This window comes from Halorubrum tropicale, assembly GCF_001280455.1.
GTDB lineage: Archaea > Halobacteriota > Halobacteria > Halobacteriales > Haloferacaceae > Halorubrum > Halorubrum tropicale.
On the sequence record NZ_LIST01000001.1, the window covers coordinates 559,681 to 583,712 of the forward strand.

Annotated in this window: 26 protein-coding genes and 1 tRNA gene; 20 read left to right on the forward strand and 7 right to left on the reverse strand. The window is 71.5% G+C overall.

Translation table 11 applies throughout. From position 1 onward, the window contains the following. Window positions 1-6: 6 nt before the first annotated feature. The 4 genes from AMR74_RS02575 to AMR74_RS02590 form a co-directional block, all read right to left on the reverse strand. Entirely contained in the window at window positions 7-885 is an 879-nt protein-coding gene (locus AMR74_RS02575; protein ID WP_053770496.1) for a CPBP family intramembrane glutamic endopeptidase, read from the reverse strand. Window positions 886-970: 85 nt separating this feature from the next. Next, window positions 971-1,555 carry an NUDIX hydrolase gene (locus tag AMR74_RS02580; RefSeq protein WP_053770497.1) on the reverse strand — a complete coding sequence of 195 codons (585 nt, stop codon included), beginning with the start codon at window positions 1,553-1,555 and terminating at the stop codon, window positions 971-973. Between the two features lie 104 nt (window positions 1,556-1,659). Beyond that, complete coding sequence (locus AMR74_RS02585) at window positions 1,660-2,094, reverse strand: hypothetical protein (protein ID WP_053770498.1); 435 nt, start codon at window positions 2,092-2,094, stop codon at window positions 1,660-1,662. 63 nt (window positions 2,095-2,157) lie between these two features. Then, entirely contained in the window at window positions 2,158-3,624 is a 1,467-nt protein-coding gene (locus AMR74_RS02590; RefSeq protein WP_053770499.1) for a Y-family DNA polymerase, read from the reverse strand. Between the two features lie 141 nt (window positions 3,625-3,765). Between AMR74_RS02590 and AMR74_RS02595 the strand changes: the two genes are divergently transcribed. The 4 genes from AMR74_RS02595 (at window position 3,766) to AMR74_RS02610 (ending at window position 8,102) form a co-directional block, all read left to right on the forward strand. Beyond that, on the forward strand, window positions 3,766-5,550 hold the full coding sequence (locus AMR74_RS02595; RefSeq protein WP_053770500.1) for a PAS domain S-box protein: 1,785 nt from the start codon (window positions 3,766-3,768) through the stop codon (window positions 5,548-5,550). Between the two features lie 117 nt (window positions 5,551-5,667). Next, window positions 5,668-6,984: an MFS transporter gene (locus AMR74_RS02600; RefSeq protein WP_053770501.1), complete on the forward strand. Its 1,317-nt coding sequence runs from the start codon at window positions 5,668-5,670 to the stop codon at window positions 6,982-6,984. 76 nt (window positions 6,985-7,060) lie between these two features. Next, window positions 7,061-7,339 carry a zinc ribbon domain-containing protein gene (locus AMR74_RS02605; protein ID WP_053770502.1) on the forward strand — a complete coding sequence of 93 codons (279 nt, stop codon included), beginning with the start codon at window positions 7,061-7,063 and terminating at the stop codon, window positions 7,337-7,339. An 82-nt stretch (window positions 7,340-7,421) separates the two neighbouring features. Continuing rightward, complete coding sequence (locus tag AMR74_RS02610; RefSeq protein ID WP_053770503.1) at window positions 7,422-8,102, forward strand: hypothetical protein; 681 nt, start codon at window positions 7,422-7,424, stop codon at window positions 8,100-8,102. A 24-nt stretch (window positions 8,103-8,126) separates the two neighbouring features. On the opposite strand, the gene AMR74_RS02615 is transcribed toward AMR74_RS02610, so the two are convergent. Beyond that, complete coding sequence (locus tag AMR74_RS02615) at window positions 8,127-8,984, reverse strand: 3-hydroxyacyl-CoA dehydrogenase family protein (RefSeq protein WP_053770504.1); 858 nt, start codon at window positions 8,982-8,984, stop codon at window positions 8,127-8,129. Window positions 8,985-9,147: 163 nt separating this feature from the next. Between AMR74_RS02615 and AMR74_RS02620 the strand changes: the two genes are divergently transcribed. The 6 genes from AMR74_RS02620 to gfo6 all read left to right on the forward strand — a co-directional run bounded on the left by AMR74_RS02620 (window position 9,148) and on the right by gfo6 (window position 15,410). Further along, window positions 9,148-9,858 (forward strand): helix-hairpin-helix domain-containing protein, encoded by a 711-nt coding sequence (locus AMR74_RS02620; RefSeq protein WP_053770505.1) that lies wholly within the window; start codon window positions 9,148-9,150, stop codon window positions 9,856-9,858. A gap of 197 nt (window positions 9,859-10,055) precedes the next feature. Further along, window positions 10,056-10,859, forward strand: a complete 804-nt coding sequence (locus AMR74_RS02625; protein WP_053770506.1) for a class I fructose-bisphosphate aldolase — start codon at window positions 10,056-10,058, stop codon at window positions 10,857-10,859. Continuing rightward, window positions 10,859-11,755 (forward strand): class 1 fructose-bisphosphatase, encoded by an 897-nt coding sequence (locus AMR74_RS02630; protein WP_053770507.1) that lies wholly within the window; start codon window positions 10,859-10,861, stop codon window positions 11,753-11,755. The genes AMR74_RS02625 and AMR74_RS02630 overlap by 1 nt, the downstream gene beginning before the upstream one ends. A gap of 99 nt (window positions 11,756-11,854) precedes the next feature. Beyond that, window positions 11,855-13,666 carry an acyl-CoA carboxylase subunit beta gene (locus tag AMR74_RS02635; RefSeq protein WP_053770508.1) on the forward strand — a complete coding sequence of 604 codons (1,812 nt, stop codon included), beginning with the start codon at window positions 11,855-11,857 and terminating at the stop codon, window positions 13,664-13,666. Window position 13,667: 1 nt separating this feature from the next. After that, entirely contained in the window at window positions 13,668-14,237 is a 570-nt protein-coding gene (locus AMR74_RS02640; RefSeq protein ID WP_053770509.1) for a redoxin domain-containing protein, read from the forward strand. Between the two features lie 75 nt (window positions 14,238-14,312). After that, entirely contained in the window at window positions 14,313-15,410 is a 1,098-nt protein-coding gene (gfo6, locus tag AMR74_RS02645) for a D-xylose 1-dehydrogenase Gfo6 (protein ID WP_053770510.1), read from the forward strand. 11 nt (window positions 15,411-15,421) lie between these two features. On the opposite strand, the gene AMR74_RS02650 is transcribed toward gfo6, so the two are convergent. Next, window positions 15,422-16,264, reverse strand: a complete 843-nt coding sequence (locus AMR74_RS02650) for an aldo/keto reductase (protein ID WP_053770511.1) — start codon at window positions 16,262-16,264, stop codon at window positions 15,422-15,424. A gap of 461 nt (window positions 16,265-16,725) precedes the next feature. Next, window positions 16,726-16,796: transfer RNA gene (locus AMR74_RS02655), tRNA-Gly, on the reverse strand. Window positions 16,797-16,903: 107 nt separating this feature from the next. Between AMR74_RS02655 and AMR74_RS02660 the strand changes: the two genes are divergently transcribed. The 10 genes from AMR74_RS02660 to rpmC all read left to right on the forward strand — a co-directional run bounded on the left by AMR74_RS02660 (window position 16,904) and on the right by rpmC (window position 24,032). Continuing rightward, window positions 16,904-18,196 (forward strand): PQQ-dependent sugar dehydrogenase, encoded by a 1,293-nt coding sequence (locus AMR74_RS02660; RefSeq protein WP_053770512.1) that lies wholly within the window; start codon window positions 16,904-16,906, stop codon window positions 18,194-18,196. Window positions 18,197-18,366: 170 nt separating this feature from the next. After that, complete coding sequence (locus tag AMR74_RS02665) at window positions 18,367-19,233, forward strand: putative RNA uridine N3 methyltransferase (protein WP_053770982.1); 867 nt, start codon at window positions 18,367-18,369, stop codon at window positions 19,231-19,233. A gap of 4 nt (window positions 19,234-19,237) precedes the next feature. After that, window positions 19,238-20,254 (forward strand): 50S ribosomal protein L3, encoded by a 1,017-nt coding sequence (locus AMR74_RS02670; protein WP_053770513.1) that lies wholly within the window; start codon window positions 19,238-19,240, stop codon window positions 20,252-20,254. A 3-nt stretch (window positions 20,255-20,257) separates the two neighbouring features. After that, entirely contained in the window at window positions 20,258-21,004 is a 747-nt protein-coding gene (gene rpl4p / locus AMR74_RS02675) for a 50S ribosomal protein L4 (protein WP_053770514.1), read from the forward strand. Then, window positions 21,001-21,255 (forward strand): 50S ribosomal protein L23, encoded by a 255-nt coding sequence (locus AMR74_RS02680; protein WP_053770515.1) that lies wholly within the window; start codon window positions 21,001-21,003, stop codon window positions 21,253-21,255. Before rpl4p ends, AMR74_RS02680 begins: the two co-directional genes overlap by 4 nt. A gap of 1 nt (window position 21,256) precedes the next feature. Next, window positions 21,257-21,979 carry a 50S ribosomal protein L2 gene (locus AMR74_RS02685; protein WP_049897897.1) on the forward strand — a complete coding sequence of 241 codons (723 nt, stop codon included), beginning with the start codon at window positions 21,257-21,259 and terminating at the stop codon, window positions 21,977-21,979. Next, window positions 21,976-22,401: a 30S ribosomal protein S19 gene (locus tag AMR74_RS02690; protein ID WP_053770516.1), complete on the forward strand. Its 426-nt coding sequence runs from the start codon at window positions 21,976-21,978 to the stop codon at window positions 22,399-22,401. Before AMR74_RS02685 ends, AMR74_RS02690 begins: the two co-directional genes overlap by 4 nt. 3 nt (window positions 22,402-22,404) lie before the next feature. Then, window positions 22,405-22,869, forward strand: coding sequence for a 50S ribosomal protein L22 (locus AMR74_RS02695; RefSeq protein WP_053770517.1), 465 nt, complete (start codon window positions 22,405-22,407; stop codon window positions 22,867-22,869). Beyond that, window positions 22,869-23,813 (forward strand): 30S ribosomal protein S3, encoded by a 945-nt coding sequence (locus AMR74_RS02700; RefSeq protein WP_053770518.1) that lies wholly within the window; start codon window positions 22,869-22,871, stop codon window positions 23,811-23,813. The genes AMR74_RS02695 and AMR74_RS02700 overlap by 1 nt, the downstream gene beginning before the upstream one ends. Beyond that, complete coding sequence (gene rpmC, locus AMR74_RS02705; protein ID WP_053770519.1) at window positions 23,814-24,032, forward strand: 50S ribosomal protein L29; 219 nt, start codon at window positions 23,814-23,816, stop codon at window positions 24,030-24,032.

A 24,032-nucleotide genomic window follows, 5' to 3' on the forward strand; every position in this document is an offset into this window, starting at 1 on the left:
CGCGGCTCAGACGGGGAGGAACCCGAGCGCCGCCGGCAGGTCGCTCGGGTCCATCTGCGTGACCGTGACGTAGAGGACGGTGAAGATCACGGCGTTGTGGAGGCCGTGGAGCAGCGCCGGGACCACGAGGTTCTCCGTGTACTCGTACACCGCGCCGAACACGAGGCTCGGCACGAACAGGATGGCGACGGTCGTGAGCCGGGCCGAGAGCCCGCCGGTCAGCGCCATCACGTGGATGGTCGCGAAGATGGCGGCCGAGAGCAGGATCGACGGCGCCGCCGGCAGCGACTCGCGGAGCCGCCCCTGGACGACGCCGCGGTAGAGGATCTCCTCGCAGGGGCCGATGACGAGGAACGACGCGGCGACGAACAGCGGGATGATCGCCGGGTTCCCCATCGCCAGCTCCGCGCTCTGGTTCGCAGCCGTCTCCGTCCCGAGCAGCTGGACGATAGTCGAGACCACGAGGACCAAGATTAAGATTACGACCCAGCTGCCGAGGACGATCCCGAGCTCCTTGAGGCTCGGCACCCGGACGCCGAGGTACGAGACGATCCCACGCCGGTCGAGGCCGCGCCACGCGAGGTACCCCACCGCGAGCCCGCCGAAGGCGACGTACTGGCCGAGTATCAGCGTGAGCACGACGCTCGCGACCAGCGAGAGCCCGCCGGCCGCGGCGTCGATCGCGAAGACCGCGACGCCGCTCGCGAGCGCGATCACGGGGCCGAGGACGCCGAGAAGCAGGGCGGTCGCGACCGCGACGGCCGGCGACCCGCCGGCGTCCCCCGGGCCGCCCGCGTCGTCGGCGACGGGGTCGGGGTCGACGTCGTCGAACTCGTCGTGAACCCCGCCGTCCGGGGACGCGTCGCGGCTGGAGGGATCTGTCATCGCCCGGAGTAGGCGGCGCTCGGCAAAATGGTTGTCCGTGTCGGAAGCGTCGCGGACGGTCGCTCCTCCGGCGTCCGCGCGCCGGTCACCGGCGGAGCAGCTCGTACCACAGCACCGCGGTGACGGCCCGGCCGTCGCGCAGCCCGTCGTCGACGACCGCGGCGAGCAGGTCGTCGTACGGCACCGTCTCGACCGAGATCGACTCGTTGTGGTCCAGGTCGCGGTCGGCGGTCGGCTCGCAGCCGGTCGCCAGCACGTGGTGGTGAACCGCGTTCGCCATCCCGTTCGTCGGCTCGACGGTCGTCAGCCGCTCGAACGAGTCGGCCTCGTACCCGGTCTCCTCGGCCAGCTCGCGGGCCGCGGCGCGCTCCACCGCCTCGTCGGTGACGCCGCCGTCCGCGCCCCCGTCTCCGTCTTCGGGCTCCATCGTCCCCGCGGGGATTCCGCGGTTCACGCGCCCGACGGCCTGCCGCCACTCGTCGATGACGACGGCGTCGCCGTCGGGCGTCAGCGGCAGCACCACGACCGCCGGCGGCTCGTCGACGTAGTGGAACCCGTCGGTCTCGCCGTCCGGGAACCGCACCTCGTCGCGCCGCACGTCGAAGCCGGGGCAGGTGTAGTCGACGGCCGAGCCGAGCGTCTCCCACGCGAGGTCGTCGGGGTCGTCCATGGTCGCGGTCGTCGCTCGGCGCGTAAATACCCGGCCGTCGCGCGGTCCCGGACGCACCGACTCGGGCTCCGTCGCGCGCCCCGGACGCGCGCTCCCGCCGCCCGTCACGCGCCTCGGACGCGCCCGACGACGAGGCGGCCCGCCGTCCCGGCGGCCCAGCCGAGGGTGCCCGCCGCGAGCGCGGCGGCCCCGATCACGGTGAGGCCGTCGACCGCGAGGAGGGCGACGACCCGCTCGCCGAGCGAGCGCCCGGAGAGCCCCAGCAGGTAGTGGTCGACGCGGTGGCCGAGGAGCGCGGCGACGGCGGCCGCCCACGAGGCGACCAGTCCGCTCCGCCGGACCGCGAGCGCCGCGGCCGCGAGCAGGCCGACGGCGGTCGCGTCCCCGGCGACGAGGATCACTCCGCCCGCGACCTCGAAGACGCCGACCGCGTAGGCGACGAAGACGAGCGCGAAACAAAGCGGCGGCGCGGCGAGCCGCGGGTCGGGTCGCGGGCGGTCGCGGTCGGAGCCGAAGAGGAGCGCGCGCGGGGTGGGCATGCGCGACCGATCTCCGTCGCGGCCGAAAAACCTTAGCGCGCCGGCGGCGGTCGCTCGGGGCGCTCAGCCCCAGTCGCCGAGCGACGCCTGTCCCTCGTCGGCGTCTCGGCGGTCGCGCTCGGCGGTCGGCTCCTCCCCGTCGCCCCGGTCCGGCGGGCCGTCGACCCAGTCGGTGAGCTTGCCGCCGTCGCCCGCCCCGCCGCGCTCGCGACCGCTCCGTCGCTCGGAGTCGCCCCGGCGCTCGCGCCCGCCCCGGCGCTCGCGGTCGCCGTCGTCCCCCGCCGCCTCGAACCCGCCGAGCGTCGCCTGATCGGTCTCAGCGAAGTCGAGCTTGGAGACGCGGACGCCCAGCTTGCGGACCCGCGTCTCGTCGAACTCGCCGAGGAGGTCGAGCGCCACCTCCTCGACGAGGTCCGGGTCGTCGACGGGCCCGGGGAGGCTCCGCGCTCGGGTGTTCACGTCGAAGGGGGGCTCGACCGCCTTGATCCCGATGGTGCGGTAGAGGCAGCCGCGCTCGCGGGCGCGGCGGGCCACGTCCGCGGCGAGCGCCGTCACGGTCTCGCGCTTCGTCGCCTCGTCGGCGGTCGTCGGCAGCGCCGACTCGCGCGAGAGGCTCTTCGGGAGGCCGGTCGGCGTCACCTCGCGGTCGTCGTCGCCCGCGGCGCGCCGGGAGAGTTCCGGGCCGCGCTCGCCGAGTTCCTCGGCGAGGCGGTCGCGGTCGGCGGCCGCGAGGTCGCCCGCGGTCTCGATCCCGAGGTCCGCCAGCGTCTCCTCGGTCACGGGACCGACGCCGTGGACGTCGGCCGTCGGCAGCGGCGCGAGGAACTCGGCGACCGACCCCGGCGGTACGACGACGAGGCCGTCGGGCTTGTCGGCGTCGCTGGCGACCTTCGCGGCCGACATGTTCGGCGCGACGCCGACGCTCGCCGGCACGCCCGCCTCGCGCTCGATCCGGTCTTTCACGTGGCGGGCGTACCCCTCGGCGAGCGTCCGCGCCTCGCTCGGCCCCGCGGCGCCGCTCGGCGGCGGGTCGTCCGGGTCGTCGCCCGCGACCGCCCACGAGGTCCGGTCGGTGACGTCGAGGTACGCCTCGTCGATGCTCACCTCGCGGCGGGTGTCGGCGCAGTCGCGGAGCACCGCCTTCACCTCGCTCGCGACCTCCTCGTAGAAGTCGAGGTCGACGGGGAGGTACCGGCCGGTCTCGGCCGGGTCCGGCGCGTCCGGGTCGTCGGGGTCGGCGTCGGCGCGACGGGGAAGCAGCTCCAGGGCCTCCGAGATCGGCATCGCGCTGTCGACGCCGAACGCGCGGGCCTCGTAGCTCGCGGTCGCGACCGCGCCGATCGACTCGCCCGGCTCGTACCCCATCCCGACCACGACGGGCTCGCCCGCGAGGTCGGGGTGCCGCAGCCGCTCGCAGGAGGCGTAAAAGCAGTCCATGTCGACGTGACAGACGACGCGGTCCGCGCCGTCGTCCCCGTCGTCGCCGGCGCCCGGGAGCGTCTCCCCGGCGACGGGCGTCCCGCCGGTCATCGCGTTCGGCTCCGCGCTCCGCGGACTTAAGAATCAGCCACGCGCGCCGGAAGTGGACGCCGCCCCCGCCTGAGCGGGCCCGGATCCAGATCCGATAGCCGGGGCGGTAGTCGTTTATTACGCACGTCCCTAACGTCGCGTATGCCCGGAGCGATCGACGTGCTACACGTCGACGACGACCCCTCGGTCCTCGACCTCACGGAGGCGTACTTCGAGCGCGAGCTCGACGCGGTCTCGGTGACGAGCGTGACCGACCCGGAGGAGGCGTTAGACCGACTCGGCGAGGGCGCCTTCGACTGCGTCGTCAGCGACTACGACATGCCCGCGATGGACGGGCTGGAGTTCTTCGACGCCCTCCGCGATCGCCACCAGAAGGTCCCCTTCGTGTTGTACACCGGCAAGGGGAGCGAAGAGATCGCGAGCCAGGCGCTCAACGCCGGCGTCACCGGCTACTTCCAGAAGGGCGGTCCCGAGCAGCTCCGCCGGCTCGCGAACCGCGTCGACCAGGCGGTCGAGGAGCACCGGACGAAGGAGATCGCCGACCGCTACTCGACGGTCATCGAGGCGCTCGGCTACCCGGTCTACGTCGTCGACGAGACCGGCGAGTTCCGGTTCGTCAACGAGCCGTTCGCCGAGCTCACCGGGTACGACCGCGAGGAGATCATCGGCGAGACGCCCGGGTTCATCAAGGACGACGCCGCGGTTCAGGAGGCGGAAGACCGGCTCGGAACGATCCTCTCGTCCGACGGGCCCGACGTCCAGCACTTCGGCGTCGACATCGTCCCCAAGGAGGGCGAGCCGATCCCCTGCCGGGACCACATGGCGGCGCTCCCGTACGCGGGCGAGTCGTTCGACGGCAGCGTCGGCATCCTCCGCGACGTGTCCGACGAGCGCGAGCGCCGCGAGGAGCTGGAGACGAAGACCCGCGCGCTCGACGAGGCGCCCGTCGGGATCACCATCACGGACCCCGAACAGGAGGACAACCCGATGGTGTACGTCAACGACCGCTTCGTCGAGATGACGGGGTACGACCGCGAGGAGTCGATCGGGGTCAACTGCCGGTTCCTCCAGGGGCCGGACACCGAGGAAGCGTCGGTTCAGGAGCTCCGCGAGGCGATCGACGCCGAGGAGTCGACGAGCGTCGAGCTGTTGAACTACCGGAAGGACGGGACGGAGTTCTGGAACCGCGTGAGCATCGCCCCGATCAGCGACGCGGACGGTACCGTGACTCACTGGGTCGGCTTCCAGGAGGACATCACGGAGTTCAAGGAGCGCGAGGCGGCGCTCGAACGGCAGAACGACCGGCTCGACTCCTTCGCGAGCATCGTCTCGCACGACCTTCGGAACCCCCTCAACGTCGCGCAGGGGCGCGTCGAGCTGGCCCGCGAGGTGTCGGACGACGCCGCGAACCTCGACGCCGCGCTCGACGCGCTCGAACGGATGGAGTCGATCGTCGAGCGCACGCTCACCCTCGCGCGGGATGGGGAGACGGTCGGCGACCCGGAACACGTCGACCTCGCGGACGTCGTCGCCGACAGCTGGTCGACCGTCGACACCGCCGACGCGACGCTCTCCGTCGAGACGGAGCGCGAGGTGCTCGCCGACCCCGACCGGCTCCGGAACCTCTTCGAGAACCTGATTCGCAACGCGGTCGACCACGTCGGCGGGGACGTCTCGATCCGCGTCGGCGACCTCTCCGACGGCTTCTACGTCGAGGACGACGGGCCGGGGATCGACTCCGCCGTCGCCGACTCCCTCTTCGAGCCCGGCGAGAGCGACTCCGGGGGAAACACCGGGTTCGGACTCGCGATCGTCCAGGAGATCGCCACCGCGCACGGCTGGACCGTCGACGCGACGACCGGCGCGGACGGCGGCGCGCGGTTCGAGGTCCGCGGGGTCGACAAGCGGACGCCCGCGACGGCCTGAGCGCTGTCCGGCCCTCTGCCCCGCCACTCCGCCCCGGGCGGCCGCCGACCCGCCCGAAAGCGGATCGACTCCCCCCGTTCACAAGCGCCTTTATCCTCCGTTCCGAACTCGGAGTGAATGGGGTCGCTCACCGACATCGCCGAGACCGACCGGCGCGTGATCGTGCTGGCGCTCGCGCGGATGGTCGGCGCGGCCGGGAACTCCTTCCTCATCGTCGTCCTCCCGCTGTACATCACGAGCGACGTGGTCGACATCGAGGGGCTCCTCGGCGCGGAGATCGGGGTCGGCGCCGCCGCGGTCACGCTGACCGAGCCGCTGCTCATCGGCATCGTCCTCTCGCTTTTCGGCTTCCTCAACAGCCTCTCGCAGCCGTTCACCGGGCGGCTGTCGGACCGGGTCGGCAGGAGACGCCCCTTCGTCCTCGCCGGTATCCTCCTCCTCGGGACCGCGAGCGGGCTGTACACGGTCGCGACGAGCTATCCCGTGCTGGTCGCGCTGCGCGCGGTCCAGGGGCTCGGCGCGGCGCTCATCATCCCCGCGACGGTCGCCCTCGTGAACGAGTACGCCGCGAGCGACACCGACCGCGGCGGGAACTTCGGCGTGTACAACACCTTCCGCCTCATCGGCTTCGGCTTCGGGCCCGTCCTCGCGGGCGCCGTCGTCGAGGCCGGGCCGTACGACCTCTCGGCGGTCGGGCTCCCGGTCCTCGACGGCTTCGACGCGGCGTTCGTCGCGGCCTGCGCCGGGGCGTACCTCAGCTTCACGCTCGTGTTCTTCCTCGTCCGCGACGCCGACGTCGAGGCCGAGGCGGGCGACGACGTGTCGATCCGGGTCCGCGGCGAGGACCGCCTGCTCGACCCCGTGTTCACGCTGGGGCTCGCGACCGTCGCCATGGGCGCGTGTATCGCGCTGTTCGCGACGCTCCAGAACCAGGTGAACGTCCGCTTGGACCAGGCGCCGATCTGGTTCGGCGCCCAGTTCGCGGCCGTGACGATCGCCAACGTGATCTTCCAGGTCCCGGTGGGACGCGCCAGCGACCGGATCGGCCGCCGGCCGTTCCTGCTCGCCGGGTTCGTCCTCCTCGTCCCGACCACCCTCCTCCAGGGGATCGTGACGGAGCCGGCGCTGATGATGCTCGTCCGCCTCGGGCAGGGGATCGCGGTCGCGTGCGTGTTCGCGCCGTCGCTCGCGCTCGCCGGTGACCTCGCCCGCGAGGGCGAGTCGGGGACGACCCTCTCCGTGCTCACCATGGGCTTCGGCTTCGGCGTCGCCCTGGGGCCCCTCGCCTCCGGCTGGCTCTACGGCTTCGGCTTCGTCGTCCCGTTCGCGGTCGGGGCCGCGGCCGCCGCGCTCGGCCTCGTCGCGGTGTTCACGCAGGTCGAGGAGACGCTCGACGTCGGCGACGAGCCGAGCGCCGCGCCGGGCGCGGACTGAGCGGGGAGAGGGTGGACTGAGCGAGCGCCGGGGCGACCCCCAGCGGTTTTAGTCGGTCCCGGCCGAACCGCCCCGCGTGTCGAGCGATCGCCTCCGCTGCGTCGACTGCCGCGAGCCGATCCCGGCCGACGCGCGGATCTGCCCCCACTGCCGGACCATCCAGCCCTCCCCGCTGCTCGACGTCGGCGTCGTCGTCGCCGGCGTGTTCGCGCTGCTGTTCGGCGTCGTCCTGACGGTGATGACCGTCGGGACGAGCCGCCTCCTCGGGTTCGTCCTGCTCGTCGTCGGCTTCGGCCTGGCGGTCGGCGGCTACACGCGCTACCTCGATCGACAGACCGCGAGCCGCTCGCGGTGACGGCGGGTCGCGGCTCGGGTCGCGCGCTTCCCGTCGCCGCGGCTACGACAATTTAAGTACCAGCGCGCGCCACTTCACGGACATGCTCACCCCACTCACCGGCGGTCTGGTCCTCGCGGGGCTGGCGCTCGCGTTCGTCGGCGCGGCGGTCTCCGTCTACGCGGTGACGCTGACGGGGCTGCTCGTCGGCGCCGGCGCCGGCTACCTGTTCGCGCCGAACGTGGTCGGGCTCGTCGCGGTCGACGGCGCGGTCCTGACCGCCGGCGCGGTCGGGATCGGCGGCCTCCTCGGCGGCTTCCTCGCGTACGCCGGGCTCTCGTTCGCGGTGCTGGGAATCGGCGCCGTGGTCGGCGGGTTCGCCGGGCGGTTCGCGGTGGGTCCGTTCTACGCGGCCGACGCCGCGGGGCTCGAGGGGACGGTGCTGCTCGGCGGCGCGACGCTGGCCGGCGTCGCGGTCGGCGCGCTGTTCGGGTTCGTCCTCACGCGGACGACGCTCGTGGTCTCGACGGCGCTCATCGGCGCGGCGTTCGCCTCGCGGTCGCTGACGCCGGCGAGCTTCGAGACCGCCGCCGCGGAGACGACCGTCGAGCCCCTCCTCTTCGACCTCTCCGCGCCCGCGTTCCTCGCGGTGTTCGCCCTCGGGACGCTCTCGCAGCTCGGACTCTTCCGGTTCGGCTACGTGACGAAGCTCGTCGGGCTGCTGCCCGGCGCGCGCCGGTGGACGGCCGACGACGACCGCGACGGCGGCGCGAAGGGCGCGTAGCGCCCTCCGGGAACCGATATCCGACTACTCGTACTCGTAGAAGCCGCGGCCGGTCTTCTTGCCGAGGTCGCCCGCCTCGACCTTGCGCTTGAGGAGATACGCCGGCTTGTAGCGGTCGCCGAGCTCGTCGTGGAGCGTCTCGCTGGCGTCGAGCGCCACGTCGAGGCCGATGTGGTCGGCGAGTTCGAGCGGGCCCATCGGGACGTTCGTGCCGAGCTTCATCCCGCGGTCGATGTCGGCCTTGTCGGCGACCCCCTCGTCGTACGCGCGGATCCCCTCGTTGATCCACGGCATCAGGATCCGGTTGGTGACGAAGCCGGGCTTGTCGTCGGCCTCCCACGTCTCCTTGCCGAGGTCCTCGGCGAAGGCGTGCGCGAAGTCGACGACCGCGGGGTCGGTGTGTTCGCCGACGACGACCTCGACGCCGTCCATGATCGGGACGGGGTTCATGAAGTGGAGGCCGACCACGTCGCTCGCGCGGTCGGTCGCGCTCGCGATGGTGGTGATAGACAGCGTGGAGGTGTTCGTCGCGAGGACGACGCCGTCGTCGGTGACGCGGTCGAGGTCGCCGAACACGTCGCGTTTCACGTCGAGGTCCTCGATCACGGCCTCGATAACGAGGTCGGCGGCCGCGAGGTCGTCGAGGTCGGTCGTGCCGGTGATTCGGTCGCGGATCGCGTCCGGCTCCTCGTCGAGCGCGTCCTTCGCGGCCAGCCGGTCGAGGCTGTCCTCCACGCTGTCGAGGCCGCGCTCGACGTACTCCGCCTCCACGTCGCGCATCACCACGTCGTAGCCCGCGGTCGCCGCGACCTGCGCGATCCCGTTGCCCATCGTCCCGGCCCCCACGACACCGATCGCTTCGACCTCAGAGAGTGACGGCATGCCATGTCCAACCCCCGCGCGGATCGTAAGTATTGCGGAGGCGACGCGGCTCCGCGTCCCGGCCGCGGCGACACGTCACGGACGCGTTACGGTCCCGCTAATTATCATTCAGCGTCGTCGTCGGGGGAAGATTCTTAAGAACGTCCGCTAAGTTTAAATCGAGATGGACGACGAGGCCGCGGACCGCGGGCGCGAAGAACTCGTCGACCTCAAGTGGATCGGGCCGGCGACAGAGAGGGTTCTCTCGGATGCCGACCTGACCGCCGCCACACTCCGAGAGAAAGGCGTCTCGTACCGCGGCCTCGTCGACGCCGGCGTGAACCCCGGCGTCGCGGCGAAGATCCGTCGCGAGCACTCCCTGTCGTGGTCGTTCGAGGCCGGCGACGGACTCGACCGCCGCTCATCGCAGGTCCGCGGACTCGGCAGCGAGGAAGCGGCTTGGGTGGCCGCCAGCGCCGGCGACTGGGCGTCCGACGGCTCCGAACCGGTCGACCCCGAACCGGACGACGCGGGCGACGGTGCGGACTCGACTACGGGCGACTGGGAGGCAACCGGCGACTGGCCGTCGGTCGGTGGCGCTGCCGACGCTCCCCCGAACGACGACGACGCGCTCGACGACGCCGCGGCGGCCGACGGAAGCGGTGACCCCGCCGCGGCCGAGGCGGCGTGGCGCAAGCGGTCAGCGCCGACGCCGCTGTCGACGCTCTCGGCGGTCGCCGCCGACGGGAACGCGGTCGACTTACTGGCGGACGCCGGGATCAACTCCGTCCGGAGCCTCGCAGCGGCGGATCCCGACCGCGTCGCCGACGTGTTAGCGCTCGACCCTGACCGTGTCAACCGCTGGCACGCAGCGGCGCGCGACGCCCAACACTGACTCACCCCGCCCGCGATCCGCTGCGAAGAGTTTCAGACACCGTTCATGACGGCCAGAAATTTACTATTCCCGTAGTGTTATTGTTATCTAATATCCACGCGAAGGGGCAGTAGCGGCCTCATTTTAGCCACTCTCTCGACGGAACGGTCGCCGTTCACCACCGTCCTTTTTATATATGTGTGCGTATGATTAGCCCGATGCTTCCTCACGCCGCCGACGACATCTCGCGCGACGGCAAGTCGCTCATCCTCGCGTACGACCACGGGCTCGAACACGGGCCGGTCGACTTCGAGCCGAACCCGGACACGGCGGACCCGGAGCGGGTCTTCGAGCTCGCCACCCACGAGGCGGTCACCTCGCTGGCCGTCCAGAAGGGGCTCGCGGAGGCGTACTACCCCCACTACGAGGACGAGGTGAACCTCCTGTTGAAGCTCAACGGGACCTCGAACCTCTGGATGGGCGAGCCGGACAGCGCGGTCAACTGTACGGCGGAGTACGCGGCCGAGCTGGGCGCCGACGCGGTCGGGTTCACCGTCTACGGCGGGTCGAACCACGAGGTCGAGATGGCCGAGGAGTTCCGCGAGGCCCAGGAGGGCGCCCGCGCACACGACATGGCCGTCGTCATGTGGTCGTACCCGCGCGGACAGGGGCTCCGCAACGACGGGAGCCCGGACGTCATCTCGTACGGCGCGCGGCTCGGCCTGGAGCTCGGCGCCGACGTGGTGAAGGTGAAGTACCCCGGCTCCGCCGAGGCGATGGGCGACGCCGTCGAGATGGCCGGGCCGGCCGACGTGGTGATGTCCGGCGGGACGATGCGCGACGACGAGGCGTTCCTCCGGAACGTCTCGAACGCCATCGACGCGGGCGCCACCGGCATCGCCGTCGGCCGCAACGTCTTCCAGCGCGACGAGCCCGAGCGCATCCTCGACGCGCTGGAGGCCGTGATCTTCGACGAGGTCGACCCGGCCGAGGCGCTGGCGATCGCCGAGAGCGACGACTGATGGCCTCCTCCGACCCGACCGTCGCGGCCGTCTTCGACGCGGTCGCGGCGACCGCGCCCGAGATCCGCGCCGCGCTCCCCGGCCGGCGCGTCGAGAGCGGGATGGAGAACGCCTCCGGCGAGTCGGTGCTGGCGGGCGACCTGTACGCCGACGAGCTGCTCGGCGACGCGTTCACCGCGATAGACGGCGTCGGCTCGTTCGTCAGCGAGGAGCGCGAGGAGGCGGTCGACGCGGGCGGCCCGGTCGGGGGCGGGCCGGACGACGCCTACGCCGTGGCGATCGACCCCCTCGACGGCTCGTCGAACCTGCGGTCGAACAACGCGATGGGGACCGTCGTCGGGGTGTACGACGCCCCGCTGCCCGCGCGCGGCCGAGACCTCGTCGCGGCCGGCTACGTCCTCTACGGGCCGATCACGACGATGGTCGTCGCCGACGAGGCGGGCGTCCGCGAGGAGGTCGTCGAGCGCGCGCCCGACGGCGACGGGGTCGAGCGCTCGGTCGTCGAGGGCGACCTGACGCTCCCGGCGACGCCGACCGTCTACGGGTTCGGCGGGCGCGTCCCCGACTGGCCCGCCGACTTCCGCGCGTACGCCCGGGCGGTCGAGGACGACCTGAAGCTCCGCTACGGCGGCGCGATGGTCGGCGACGTGAACCAGGTGCTCACCTACGGCGGGGTGTTCGCGTACCCCGCGCTCCGGAGCGCGCCGGAGGGGAAGCTCCGCCTCCAGTTCGAGGCGAACCCCATCGCCTACGTCATCGAGCGCGCCGGGGGGGCCTCCTCGGACGGGACCGGTTCGATCCTCGACGTCGAGCCCGAGGCGGTCCACCAGCGCACGCCGCTGTACGTCGGCAACGAGGCGCTGATCGACCGGCTAGAGGCGGCGGTCGGCGACTAGGACGGCGACCGAGGCGGCGGCTCCGCGCGGGCGGTCCCGGCGGTCCGGGCCGAATCTCGCATGGAAAACTGTTTAGGATCTACCGCAAATCTTGCGTCCATGAAAGTCCACGTCGGCGCGGCGGCGACCCCCGAGGAGGCCGAAGCGATAGCGAAGTCGCTCGCCGAACACCTCGGCGTCGACGTCGACGTCCACGTCGGTGACGGGGAGACGCCGGTCGCGAGCGCCGAGCCGTCCGAACCGAGCTACCCGCTCGACGACGACCTCGGGCCGACCGACCGCGAGCGCGACCTCCGCGCCGAGATAGCCGACATCCGCGAGGGCGGCCCGGAGAAGTACCGCGACCGGCTCTCGGAGCAGGGGAAGCTGTTCGTCCGCGACCGCCTCGACCTCTGGTTCGGCGGCGAGGGCGGGACCCGCGGCGCCGGCGACGCGGACGCGGCCGACGGCGACCCGACGGGCGTGACGTTCGAGGACGGGAAGTTCGCCGCCTTCGACGACTGGCACCCGGACGCGCCCGCGGGCGACGACGGGGAGCGGAACGAGGCGGGCGGCGACCGCCTCCCCGGCGACGGCCTGCTGACGGGCGCCGCGGAGTTCGAGGGCCGCGACGTGCACTTCATGGCCAACGACTTCACCGTGAAGGCGGGGTCGATGGCGTCGAAGGGCGTCGAGAAGTTCCTCCGGATGCAACAGCGCGCGCTGAAGACGGGGAACCCGGTCCTCTACCTGATGGACTCCTCCGGCGGCCGGATCGACCAGCAGACCGGCTTCTTCGCCAACCGCGAGGGGATCGGGAAGTACTACTACAACCACTCGATGTTGTCCGGCGCGGTGCCGCAGATCTGCGTCCTCTACGGCCCGTGTATCGCCGGTGCCGCCTACACCCCCGTCTTCGCCGACTTCACCGTGATGGTCGAGGGGATGTCCGCGATGGCGATCGCCTCCCCGCGGATGGTCGAGATGGTCACCGGCGAGGAGATCGACTTAGACGACCTCGGCGGCCCGCGCGTCCACGCCGAGGAGTCCGGCTCCGCGGACCTCATCGCGCGCGACGAGGAGCACGCCCGCGAGCTGGTCGCCGAGCTGATCGGGTACCTCCCGGACCGGGCCGGCGAGAAGCCCCCGACGCGCGAGACGAAGCCGCCGAAGTACTCGCCCGACGGGATCGACGAGCTGATCCCCGAGGCGCCGAACCGGCCGTACGACGCCCACGACCTCCTCGACCGGATCGCCGACGCCGAGTCGGTGTTCGAGCTGAAGGAGGGGTACGGCCCGGAGATCGTCACGGCGTTCTGCCGGATCGACGGGCGGCCGGTCGGCGTCGTCGCCAACCAGCCGACGGAGCGGTCGGGCGCCATCTTCCCGGACGCGGCCGAGAAGGCGGCCGAGTTCATCTGGACCTGCGACGCCTACGAGATCCCCATACTGTACCTCTGTGATACGCCCGGCTTCATGGCCGGCTCGCAGGTCGAGAAGGACGCGATCTTAGAGAAGGGCAAGAAGATGATCTACGCCACCTCCTCGGCGACGGTGCCGAAGCAGACCGTCGTGGTCCGGAAGGCGTACGGCGCGGGGATCTACGCGATGGGCGGGCCCGCTTACGACCCGGAGAGCGTCATCGGTCTCCCGTCCGGCGAGATCGGGATCATGGGTCCCGAGGCCGCGATCAACGCCGTCTACGCTCGGAAGCTCGCCGAGATAGACGATCCGGAGGAGCGCGCGGCCGAGGAACGGCGCCTGCGCGAGGAGTACCGCGAGGGGATCGACGTCCACCGGATGGCCAGCGAGGTCGTGATCGACGAGATCGTTCCCCCGTCCGACCTCCGCGCCGAGTTGGCCGCGCGGTTCGACTTCTACGAGGACGTTCGGAAGGACCTGCCCGACAAGAAACACGGGACGGTGCTGTGACGTGATCGACGAGGGGACCACCGCGCCCGACTTCGCCGCGCCGGCGGTCGCGGTCGGACCGGCCGGGCGGGACGCGGTCGGCGACGGCTCCGCGGACCGCGCCGCCGCCGAACTCGCGCTGTTCCGGCTCGTCGAGGCGCACGACGCGGTCGCGCTCCTGTTCGCGCCCGCGACGTTCGTCCCGACGTGTACGGCCGAGCTCGCCGCCGTCCGCGACGCGGGCTGGGACGACCGCGACGACCTCGCCGTCGTCGCGCTCACCGGCGACTCGCTGTACGCCGCGTTCGCGTACGCCGACCGGTTCGACCTCTCATTCCCGGTCGTCGCCGACTTCCACGGCGGCGCGGCCGAGTCGTACGACCTGCTCGCCGACTCGTGGGAGGGCCACTCGGACGTCCCGCGCCGCGCGGCGGTCGTGGTCAACGGCGACTGGATGGTCCGGTTCGCGGCGGCGGCCGACGACGCGCTCGACCGCGTCGACCCCCCGCCCGTCGAGCGCGCGACCGGGGCGCTCCGCGACCTCGGGGTCGACGCCGCGCGGCCGCGGGTGGACTACGACGGGGAGTGGTGAGCGGCGCGGGCCCGGACGCCCGCCGGCGGACGGCGTCGCCGTGGTTATTTGACGCCCCCGCGCCGAGGGGTCGGCATGGAAGCCGCCTTCGCGGAGTACCTCGACGAGTTCACGCGCCGGGACTGGGAGACGCTCGACCCGGCCGCCGTCACCGACCCGGTCCGCGTCGCGGTCGTCGGGCTCGGCTGGTTCGCCCGGGAGTGGGCGCTGCCGGGGATCGCGCGGTCGGCGTACACCGAGGCGACCGTCGTCACCGACGTCGACGCCGCCGCCGTCGAGGCGGTCGCCGCCGAGCGCGAGGCGACCGGCGTGACGCCCGACGAGTTCCGCGCCGGCGCGGTCGCGGACGCATACGACGCGGTGTACGTCGCGACGCCGAACGCGACCCACCTGGAGTACGTCGAGGCCGCCGCCGACCAGGGGAAGGCGGTCCTCTGCGAGAAGCCGCTGGAGGCGACGCCGGAGCGAGCGCGCCGGCTCGTGGCGGCGTGCCACGACGCCGACGTGCCGCTGATGGTCGGCTACCGGATGCAGACGGATCCGGCCGTCCGGCGGCTCCGAGACCTCATCGACGCGGGCGTCGCGGGCGACGTGGTCGGCGTCCACGCGACGATGACGCAGACGATGCTCGGCGAGCTCGGCGGCGACCACGACCAGTGGCGGCTCGACCCGGACCGCTCCGGCGGCTGCGCGGTCATGGACCTGGGGGTGTACCCGATCAACACGACGCGGTTCGCGCTCCGCGAGGACCCGGTTCGCGTGTCGGGCCGCACGCGCTCGGAGCACGCGGCGTTCGCCGACGTCGACGAGCACGCGACCTTCAGGCTGGAGTTCCCCGGCGGCGTCGACGCGCAGTGCTCGGTGAGTCAGAACGCCCAGCACGCGAGCCGGCTGGAGGTCACCGGCACGGACGCCAGACTGATCTTGGACCCGGCGTTCTACGAGCGCGAGGACCGCGGCTTCGCCGTCGTCCGGGACGGCACCCGGGTCGACGTGGAGTTCGACCAGGTCCACCAGATCGAAGCGGAGTTCGCGTACTTCGGCCACCAGCTGCTCGCGGGCGAGCCGTTCCACGCCGACGGCGAGCACGCGCTCACCGACAGCCGCGCGCTCGCCGCCGTCTACGAGTCGGCCGAGACGGGCGAGCCGGTCGCGCTCGGCGACGCGGCGTAACCTCGGGCCCGCTACTGCTCGATCCCGTACACGTCGCTCGTCCAGTCACGGGCCGGGGTGTCGTACACCGGCCGATCCCGGTCGCGCCCGTCGAGCCGCCGCCGATCGGCGTCGTCCAGCTCCCAGTCCATCTCGGCGTTGGCCCGGACGTGTTCGGGAGTCGACGAGCGCGGGAGCGGGACGACGCCGCGGTCGATCGCCCACCGCACGACGACCTGCGCGGGATGCCTGTCGTACTTCTCGGCCAGTTCCGCGACGACCTCGTCGCCGAACACGTCCGTCCGCGCGAGCGGCGCCGCCGCCTCGACCACGGTGTCGGTCTCGCGGCAGTACTCGACTAGGTCCGGGCGCTGGAACCACGGGTGGAACTCGATCTGGTTCACCGCGATGGGGGCGTCCGAGATGTGGTGCGCGCAGCTGAGCTGGTACGCGCTGAAGTTCGAGACGCCGATGTCGCGGACGAGCCCGCGGTCGCGAAGCTCGGCCATCGCGCGGAGCGTCTCGCGCAGCGAGATGGCGGGGTTCGGCCAGTGGATCAGGTACAGGTCGAGGTACTCGACCCCGAGGCGGTCGAGCGACGCCTCGCACGAGGCGATCACCGACTCGTAGTTGAGGTTCTTCGCGAGCACCTTCGAGGTGAGGAACACGTCGTCGCGGTCGACGCCGCTCGCCGCGAGGGCGTCGCCGATGGCCTCCTCGTTTTTGTACCCCTCGGCCGTGTCGATGTGGCCGTAGCCTGCGTCGAGCGCCGCGCGGACGCTGTCGACGGTCTCGCCGTCGTCGAGGTCGTACGTGCCGAGTCCGAGCGCCGGTAGCTCCGCGCCGCTCGGGAGCGTCATCGTTGGAACGGTCACGCGACAGGGGTTCGCCGGATCGCCGATTGAAACTACCGGTCGGGGAACGCTCCCCGATCAAAAGATGCCGTGGCGCGCGCCCGTGAGCGCCCGCCGGGCGCGAGCGGCGCGTGCGAGGGAGTCGGCCGACCGGAGGGAGGCCGACGAGGCTGGGGAGGCGCGAGGTGCGGCTGCCGTGCGAGGCGGGGCGGACTCAAAGGGGCAGCCGCGAGGCGGGCTGAGGCGACGTAAGCACCACAGCGAGTGAACGGAGTGAACGAGCGAGGAGCGCAGCGAGAGTCAGCCCGCCTCGCGGCTGGGGCTTTGGAAGTGTTCGCCACCGCTCAGTCGTCCGGTTACTGGCTACTGATAGCGTTCAAATCTCTCTCGGTGATTTTGCTCACTTCGTTCGCAAAATGCACCGGCCGAGACTCCCGCGAGCGCAGCGAGCGGGAGTCAGGCCGGGGCACGACTGAAAGGAGTGCACCGGCCGAGATTTGAACTCGGGTTGCAACCATGGCAAGGTTGCGTGATACCACTACACTACCGGTGCGTGCTTCGCATCCGATCGTAGCCCGGGTCGGAGATATAAGGGTTCCGAACGAGCGCCGGCGGAAGGGTCATCGGCGTCGCGCCCCCACGTCGATCCGAACTCGAACGATGCCCGACTCTTCCGACCGCATCGACAGACGCACCGCCCTCCGCGCGGCCGGCGGGCTCACCGGCGCCGCCGCCCTCCCGACGCTCTCGGGCTGTCTCGGCGACGGAACCGGAAGCGACCCCAACGACGACGGGAGCGACGCCCCCGACGAGGACCCTCCGCCGGACGACGGCGGCGACGTGGACTACGACGTCGAACATGTCGCCGAGGGGTTCGAGAACCCGTGGGGGATCGCGTTCCTGCCCGGCGACGGTCGCCTGCTCGTCACCGAGCGCCCGGGGCGGCTCTCGCTCGTCGACCCCGCTGACGGGACGATGGAGTCGATCGCGGGCGCGCCCGAGGTGTTCGCGGCGGGACAGGGCGGCCTGCTCGACGTCGCGGTCCACCCCGACTACCCCGCCGACCCGCGCGTGTACCTGACGTACTCGGCGCGCGCCGCGGACAGCCCGGCCGGCGACGGCGCGGAGGGCGCGACCACTCACCTCGGCGCCGGCCGGCTCTCGCTCGACGGCGACGCGCCCGCGCTCGACGGGTTCGAGGCGCTGTTCGTCGCCGAGCCGTTCCGCGGCACGGATCTCCACTTCGGGTCGCGGGTGACGTTCGGCCCCGACGGCGCGCTGTTCGTCACCGTCGGCGACCGCCGCGACACCGACTTCGGACCGGACCACGTCTCGCAGGACCGCTCGAACGACCTGGGCGCGACGCTGCGGCTGACGCCCGACGGCGACCCCCACCCCGAGAACCCCTTCGCCGGCGACGCGGACGCCGCGGACGCGCTGTACAGCTACGGGCACCGGAACCCGCAGGCGATGGCGGTGCGGCCCGAGACGGGCGCGGTCTGGCAGTGCGAGCACGGCGAGCGCGACGGCGACGAGATCAACGTGATCGAGGCCGGCGGCAACTACGGCTGGCCGGTCACCAGCGAGGCGTGCCGGTACGGGACCGACGATCCGGTCGCGCCGGGGCACGGCGAGCGCGACGGCGTGACCGCGCCGGTCCACTACTGGCCGTGCGGTTCCGGGGGCTTCCCGCCGAGCGGCGCGGTCTTCTACGACGGCGACGCGTTCCCAGAGTGGCGCGGGGACCTGTTCGCGGGCACGCTCGCGGCGCAGTACCTCGGGCGGTTCACCGTCGACGGCGACGGACAGGACGCGGTCGTGACCGAGCGCGAACCGCTGCTCGACGACCGGGAGTGGCGCATGCGCGCGGTCGCGGTCGAGCCCGAGACCGGGCACCTCTACGTCGCGGTCGACGCCGGCGACGCGCCGGTCGCCCGGATCGTCCCGGCGTGACCTCGACCGCTCGGGTCGTTCGGGATCGGCCCCGGTCACCGCGGTGACGGTTGGCACGATTCGGAGGCCAGATCCCGCGCCAAACCCCGTGTGAACGCGGCACAGCCCGAAATCGGGACCGCTATCCTTTTACGGTGCCGTCTGAAATCGAGGTGTACAGTCTCGCCACGATGCGTACCGAAGACGGGCTCACGATATGTGTTCCGTCTTCGCTCGTCCGGGAGGCCGAGGACGACCGCGAGGCGACTCGCAAACTCGGCTACGTCGCCCGTGCGGCGGCGGTGTTCCGGGCGGATCGGCTCGCCGTCTTCCCCGACAGGGAAGGCGAGGGTCGACGGGGCGGGGAGTACGTCCGCACCGTACTGGGGTACGCCGCGACGCCGCCGGAGCTCCGAAAGGACCTCTGGGGGCAACGCGACGAGCTCCGGTACGTCGGCGTGCTTCCCCCGCTCCGCGTGCCGTGGCGGACCGGCTCGACCCCTAGCGGGGGAGAGTCGAAAACACAGGGACTCGTGACCGAGGTCGGACCTGAAGGCCGCGTCCGGGTCAATTCCCCGCTGCGGGAACACCCGATCTCCCTGCTCGTCCCCTCCGGAATGGAGGTCGAGCGCGGGGAGCGCGTCACCATCAGGGTCTCTTCGAGAGAACCGGTCCGCGCCCGCATCACCGGGAAGCCGGAGGTCGGCTTCCAGGTCGTGGCCGCGGACCTGTCGGAAGCGCTCGCCGGCGACGGACTGGCCGTCGCGACGTCGCGACACGGGGCGGAACTCTCCGTCTCGCGGCTCGGCGACCTCGTCTCGGACGCGCGGGAGGCCGGCGGCTACACCGTCGCCTTCGGCGCGCCCGAGCGGGGACTTCCGGAGATGCTCGGGCTCTCGCCCGACCGCATTCGGGCGGCCGTCGCCGACGGCCGCTCGGTCGAACCCGATCCGGGGTTCGACCTCTGGCTGAACACGATCCCGGCACAAGCGAGCGAGGTCGTCCGGACGGAGGAGGCTCTGTTCGCGACCCTCGGCTCGCTCACACTCACGGAGTAAACACATGCCACAACCAAGCCGACCACGAAAAGGCTCGCTGGGCTACGGCCCGCGCACCCGCGCAGACAGCGAGGTGCCGCGCATCCGTTCGTGGCCAGACGACGACGGGGCCCCTGCGCTGCAGGGATTCGCCGGCTACAAGGCCGGGATGACCCACGTCATGATGGTCAACGACGAGGCGAACTCGCCGCGTGAAGGGATGGAGGAGGCCGTCCCCGTCACCGTCGTCGAGACGCCGCCGATGTACGCCGTCGCAGTCCGAGCCTACGAGGACACGCCGTACGGACAGAAGCCGGTCGAAGAGGTCTGGGCGACCGAGTTCCACGAGGAGCTCGACCGCGCGCTCGACCTGCCGGCGGAAGACACCTTCGAGGAGGACGCCGACGAGCTGCGCGCGCTGCTCGACGACGGCGTCGTCGACGACGTGCGCGTCATCACGCACACGGCGCCCTCGGAGCTCTCGAACGTCCCCAAGAAGAAGCCCGACGTCATGGAGACGCGCGTCGGCGGCGGCTCCCTCGAGGAGCGCGCCGACTTCGCGCTGGACCTGGTCGCCGAGGGCGGCGCCCACGAGTTCGGCGACGTCTTCCGCGCCGGGCAGTACACCGATGTCTCCGGCATCACGAAGGGGAAGGGGACGCAGGGTCCCGTCAAGCGCTGGGGCGTTCAGAAGCGGAAGGGCAAACACGCCCGCCAGGGATGGCGGCGCCGGATCGGCAACCTCGGTCCGTGGAACCCCTCCCGCGTCCGCTCCACCGTGCCCCAGCAGGGCCAGACCGGCTACCACCAGCGCACCGAGCTCAACAAGCGCCTCATCGACTTCGGCGAGGGGTCGGACGCCTCCGTCGACGGCGGCTTCGTCAACTACGGCGAGGTCGACGGCGAGTACGCGCTCATCAAGGGCTCGCTGCCCGGACCGGACCAGCGTCTGCTGCGGTTCCGCCCGGCCATCCGGCCGAACGACCAGCCGCGCCTCGACCCCGAGGTCCGGTACGTTTCCACCGAATCCAACCAGGGATAACCAATGAACGCAACAGTACACGACCTGGACGGCGACGAGGCGGGCAGCATCGAGCTGCCGGCCGTCTTCGAGACCGCGTTCCGACCGGACCTCATCGGTCGCGCGGTCGGCGCCGCCCAGGCAAACCGGAAGCAGGCCTACGGGGCAGACGAGTTCGCCGGGCTGCGGACGCCCGCCGAGTCGTTCGGCTCCGGGCGCGGGCTCGCGCACGTGCCGCGACAGGAGAACGTCGCCCGCCGCGTCCCGCACGCCGTGTCGGGCCGCGCCGCGCACCCGCCGAAGGCCGAGAAGGACCAGTCGAAGCAACTGAACGACAAGGAGCGACAGCTCGCCATCCGGTCGGCCATCGCGGCCACGACCGACGCCGAGCTCGTCGCCGAGCGCGGTCACGCGTTCGACGAGGACCTCGACCTCCCGCTCGTCGTGAGCGACGAGTTCGAGGACCTGAAGAAGACCCAGGAGGCCCTGGGCGTCCTCGAGGCCGTCGGCGTCGACGCCGACATCGAGCGCGCCGAGGAGGGCCGCTCCGTCCGCGCCGGACAGGGGAAGGCCCGCGGCCGCAAGTACCGCCAGCCGAAGTCCGTCCTCGTCGTCACCAGCGAGGAGCCGTCCCGCGCCGCCCGCAACCTCGCGGGCGTCGACGTCGCGACCGCTCGCGAGGTCAACGCCGAGGACCTCGCGCCGGGCGCGCATCCGGGCCGACTCACGCTGTGGACCGAAAGCGCCGTCGCGGAGGTGGCCGACCGATGAACTCGATCATCGAGCATCCGATCGTCACCGAGCAGGCGATGAACGAGATGGACTTCAACAACAAGCTGCTGTTCCTCGTCGACGTCGACGCGACCAAGCCGGAGATCACCTCCGAGGTCGCCGAGCGCTACGACGTGGGCGTCGCGAACGTCAACACGCAGGTGACGCCGCAGGGCGAGAAGAAGGCGATCGTCACCCTGTCGGAGGACGACGACGCGACCGAAATCGCCTCGCGCATCGGGGTGTTCTGAGATGGGACGACGAATCCAAGGACAACGGCGCGGACGCGGCGGCCCGACGTTCCGGGCCCCCTCGCACCGTTACAAGGCGGAACTGTCGCACAAGAAGCTCGAAGACGTGGACACGATCACCGGCGAGATCGTCGGGATCGAACACGACCCGGCCCGCTCGGCCCCCCTCGCGGAGGTCGAGTTCGAGGACGACGACCGTCGCCTCGTGCTCGCCCCGGAAGGCGTGCGCGTCGGCGAGACGATCCAGGTCGGCGTCTCGGCGGAGATCAAGCCGGGCAACACGCTCCCGCTGGCGGAGATCCCCGAGGGTGTACCCGTGTGTAACGTCGAGAGCAACCGCGGGGACGGCGGGAAGTTCGCGCGCGCCTCCGGCGTGTCCGCGACGCTTCTCACCCACGACCGCGACGTCGCGGTCGTCCAGCTCCCCAGCGGCGAAGTGAAGCGACTCGACCCCCAGTGCCGCGCCACGATCGGCGTGGTCGCGGGCGGCGGCCGGACGGAGAAGCCCTTCGTCAAGGCCGGCAACAAGCACCACAAGATGAAAGCGCGCGGCACCAAGTATCCGCGCGTGCGCGGCGTCGCGATGAACGCCGTCGACCACCCCTTCGGTGGCGGTGGTCGCCAACACCCCGGCCAGCCGAAGTCCGTCTCGCGGGACGCCCCGCCGGGACGCAAGGTCGGTGACATCGCATCCAAGCGCACCGGACGAGGTGGCAACAAATGAGTTCAGACTACCGAACCGGCCGCGAGGGCAAGGAGTTCGCCTACCGCGGTCACTCGCTCGACGAGCTGCAGGAGATGGACGTAGAGGAGGTCGCGGAACTGCTCCCCGCACGCCAGCGGCGAAGCATCGTTCGCGGTCTCAGCACCGAACAGCAGAAGCTGCTGGAGACGGTCCGGAGCCGCGACAAGGAGACGACGGCGGACGACCCGATCCGGACGCACCTGCGCGACATGCCGGTCCTGCCGGAGTTCGTCGGCGTCACCTTCGCCGTGTACAACGGACACAGCTTCGAGCGCGTTCAGGTCGAACCCGAGATGATCGGGCACTACCTCGGTGAGTTCCACCTCACCCGAAGCACCGTCGAACACGGTCAGGCCGGCATCGGCGCGACCCGGTCCTCGAAGTTCGTGCCCCTCAAGTAACCCATGGGAATCAACTACAGCGTCGAGGCCGACCCGGAGACCACCGCCAAGGGGATGCTCCGCGACCGGCCCATCAGCGTGAAGGACAGCAAGGAGATCTCCCGAGAGATCAAAGGCGAGACGGTCGCCGACGCGGAGGAGTTCCTCCAGGAGGTCATCGACGAGGAGTCGTCCGTCCCGATGCGCCAGCACAACGCCGGCGCGGGACACCGCTCCGACGTCGACGGCTGGGACGCGGGACGGTACCCCGAGAAGGCCGCCAAGGACTTCCTCAAGCTCTTGGAGAACGTCAAGAACAACGCCGACGAACAGGGGTTCGACGGCGAGGAGATGGTCATCAAACACGTGGCCCCCCACAAGGTCGGCGAGCGACCCGGCCGGAACCCCCGCGCCGCGGGCGCGACGGAGTGGAACACCACGCTCGCGGACGTCGAACTGATCATCGAGGAGCCGGAGGCTGACAACTAATGGCTGACGAACACCAATTCATCGAGGACGGCCTTCGCCGTTCCCAGATCAACGAGTTCTTCGCGGACGAGCTCGGCCGCGCCGGCTACGGCGGGATGGACGTCGCCCAGACGCCGATGGGCACCCAGATCGTCCTGAAGGCCGAAAAGCCCGGCATGGTGATCGGGAAGGGCGGGAAGAACATCCGCAAGATCACCACCGAGCTCGAGGAGCGCTTCGACATGGACGACCCGCAGATCGACGTTCAGGAGGTCGACGAGCCCGACCTGAACGCCCAGATCGTCGCGGACCGTCTCGCGAACGCCCTCGAACGCGGCTGGTACTTCCGGAAGGCCGGTCACACCACGATCGACCGCATCATGGACGCGGGCGCGCTGGGCGCCGAGATCGTCCTGTCCGGGAAGGTCACCGGTGCGCGCTCGCGCGTCGAGAAATTCAACCGCGGCTACATCAAGCACAACGGCGAGCCCGCAGAGGAGGTCGTCGACCACGGCCAGGGCGTCGCCGTCATGAAGCTCGGGACGATCGGCGTCAACGTCAAGATCATCCCGCCGGGTGCGACGCTCCCGGACGACTTCCAGGTCCGCGAGGACGCCGAGGTCCCGGAGGTCGAGCAGGCGGCGGTCGACGCCGACGCCGACGAGGGCGTCGAGTCGCTCCTCGAAGAGGACCCCGACGAGGTCCCGGACGTGGGCGGCGACGCCGACGTCGACGTCCCCGACGAGGACCCCGCGGAGGTCATCGACGAGGAGGTCGTCGAAGAGGTCGTCGAGGAGACCCAGGAGACGGCCGCCGAGGCGACCGACGTCGCCGCGGAGGAACCGGTCGACGAGGACGTCGACGCCGACGAGCTCGACGACCTCGACGAAGAGATCGAGTCCGAGGCGGCCGACCTCGTCGCGGAGATGGAGGCGGCCGACGAGGAAGACGAGGGGGACGAGTAAATGGCGATCCTCTACACCGACGAGATCCGCGACATGACCGCGGCGGAGCGGCAGGTCGAATTCGAGGAGCTCGAGACCGAGCTGCTCAACTCGAAGGCGCAGCGGGCGGCCGGCGGCATGCCGGAGAGCCCGGGCCGCGTCAACGAGCTGAAGAAGACCATCGCGCGGATCAAGACGATCCAGGCGGAAGAAGGCGACTTCGACGACGAGGAACAGTAA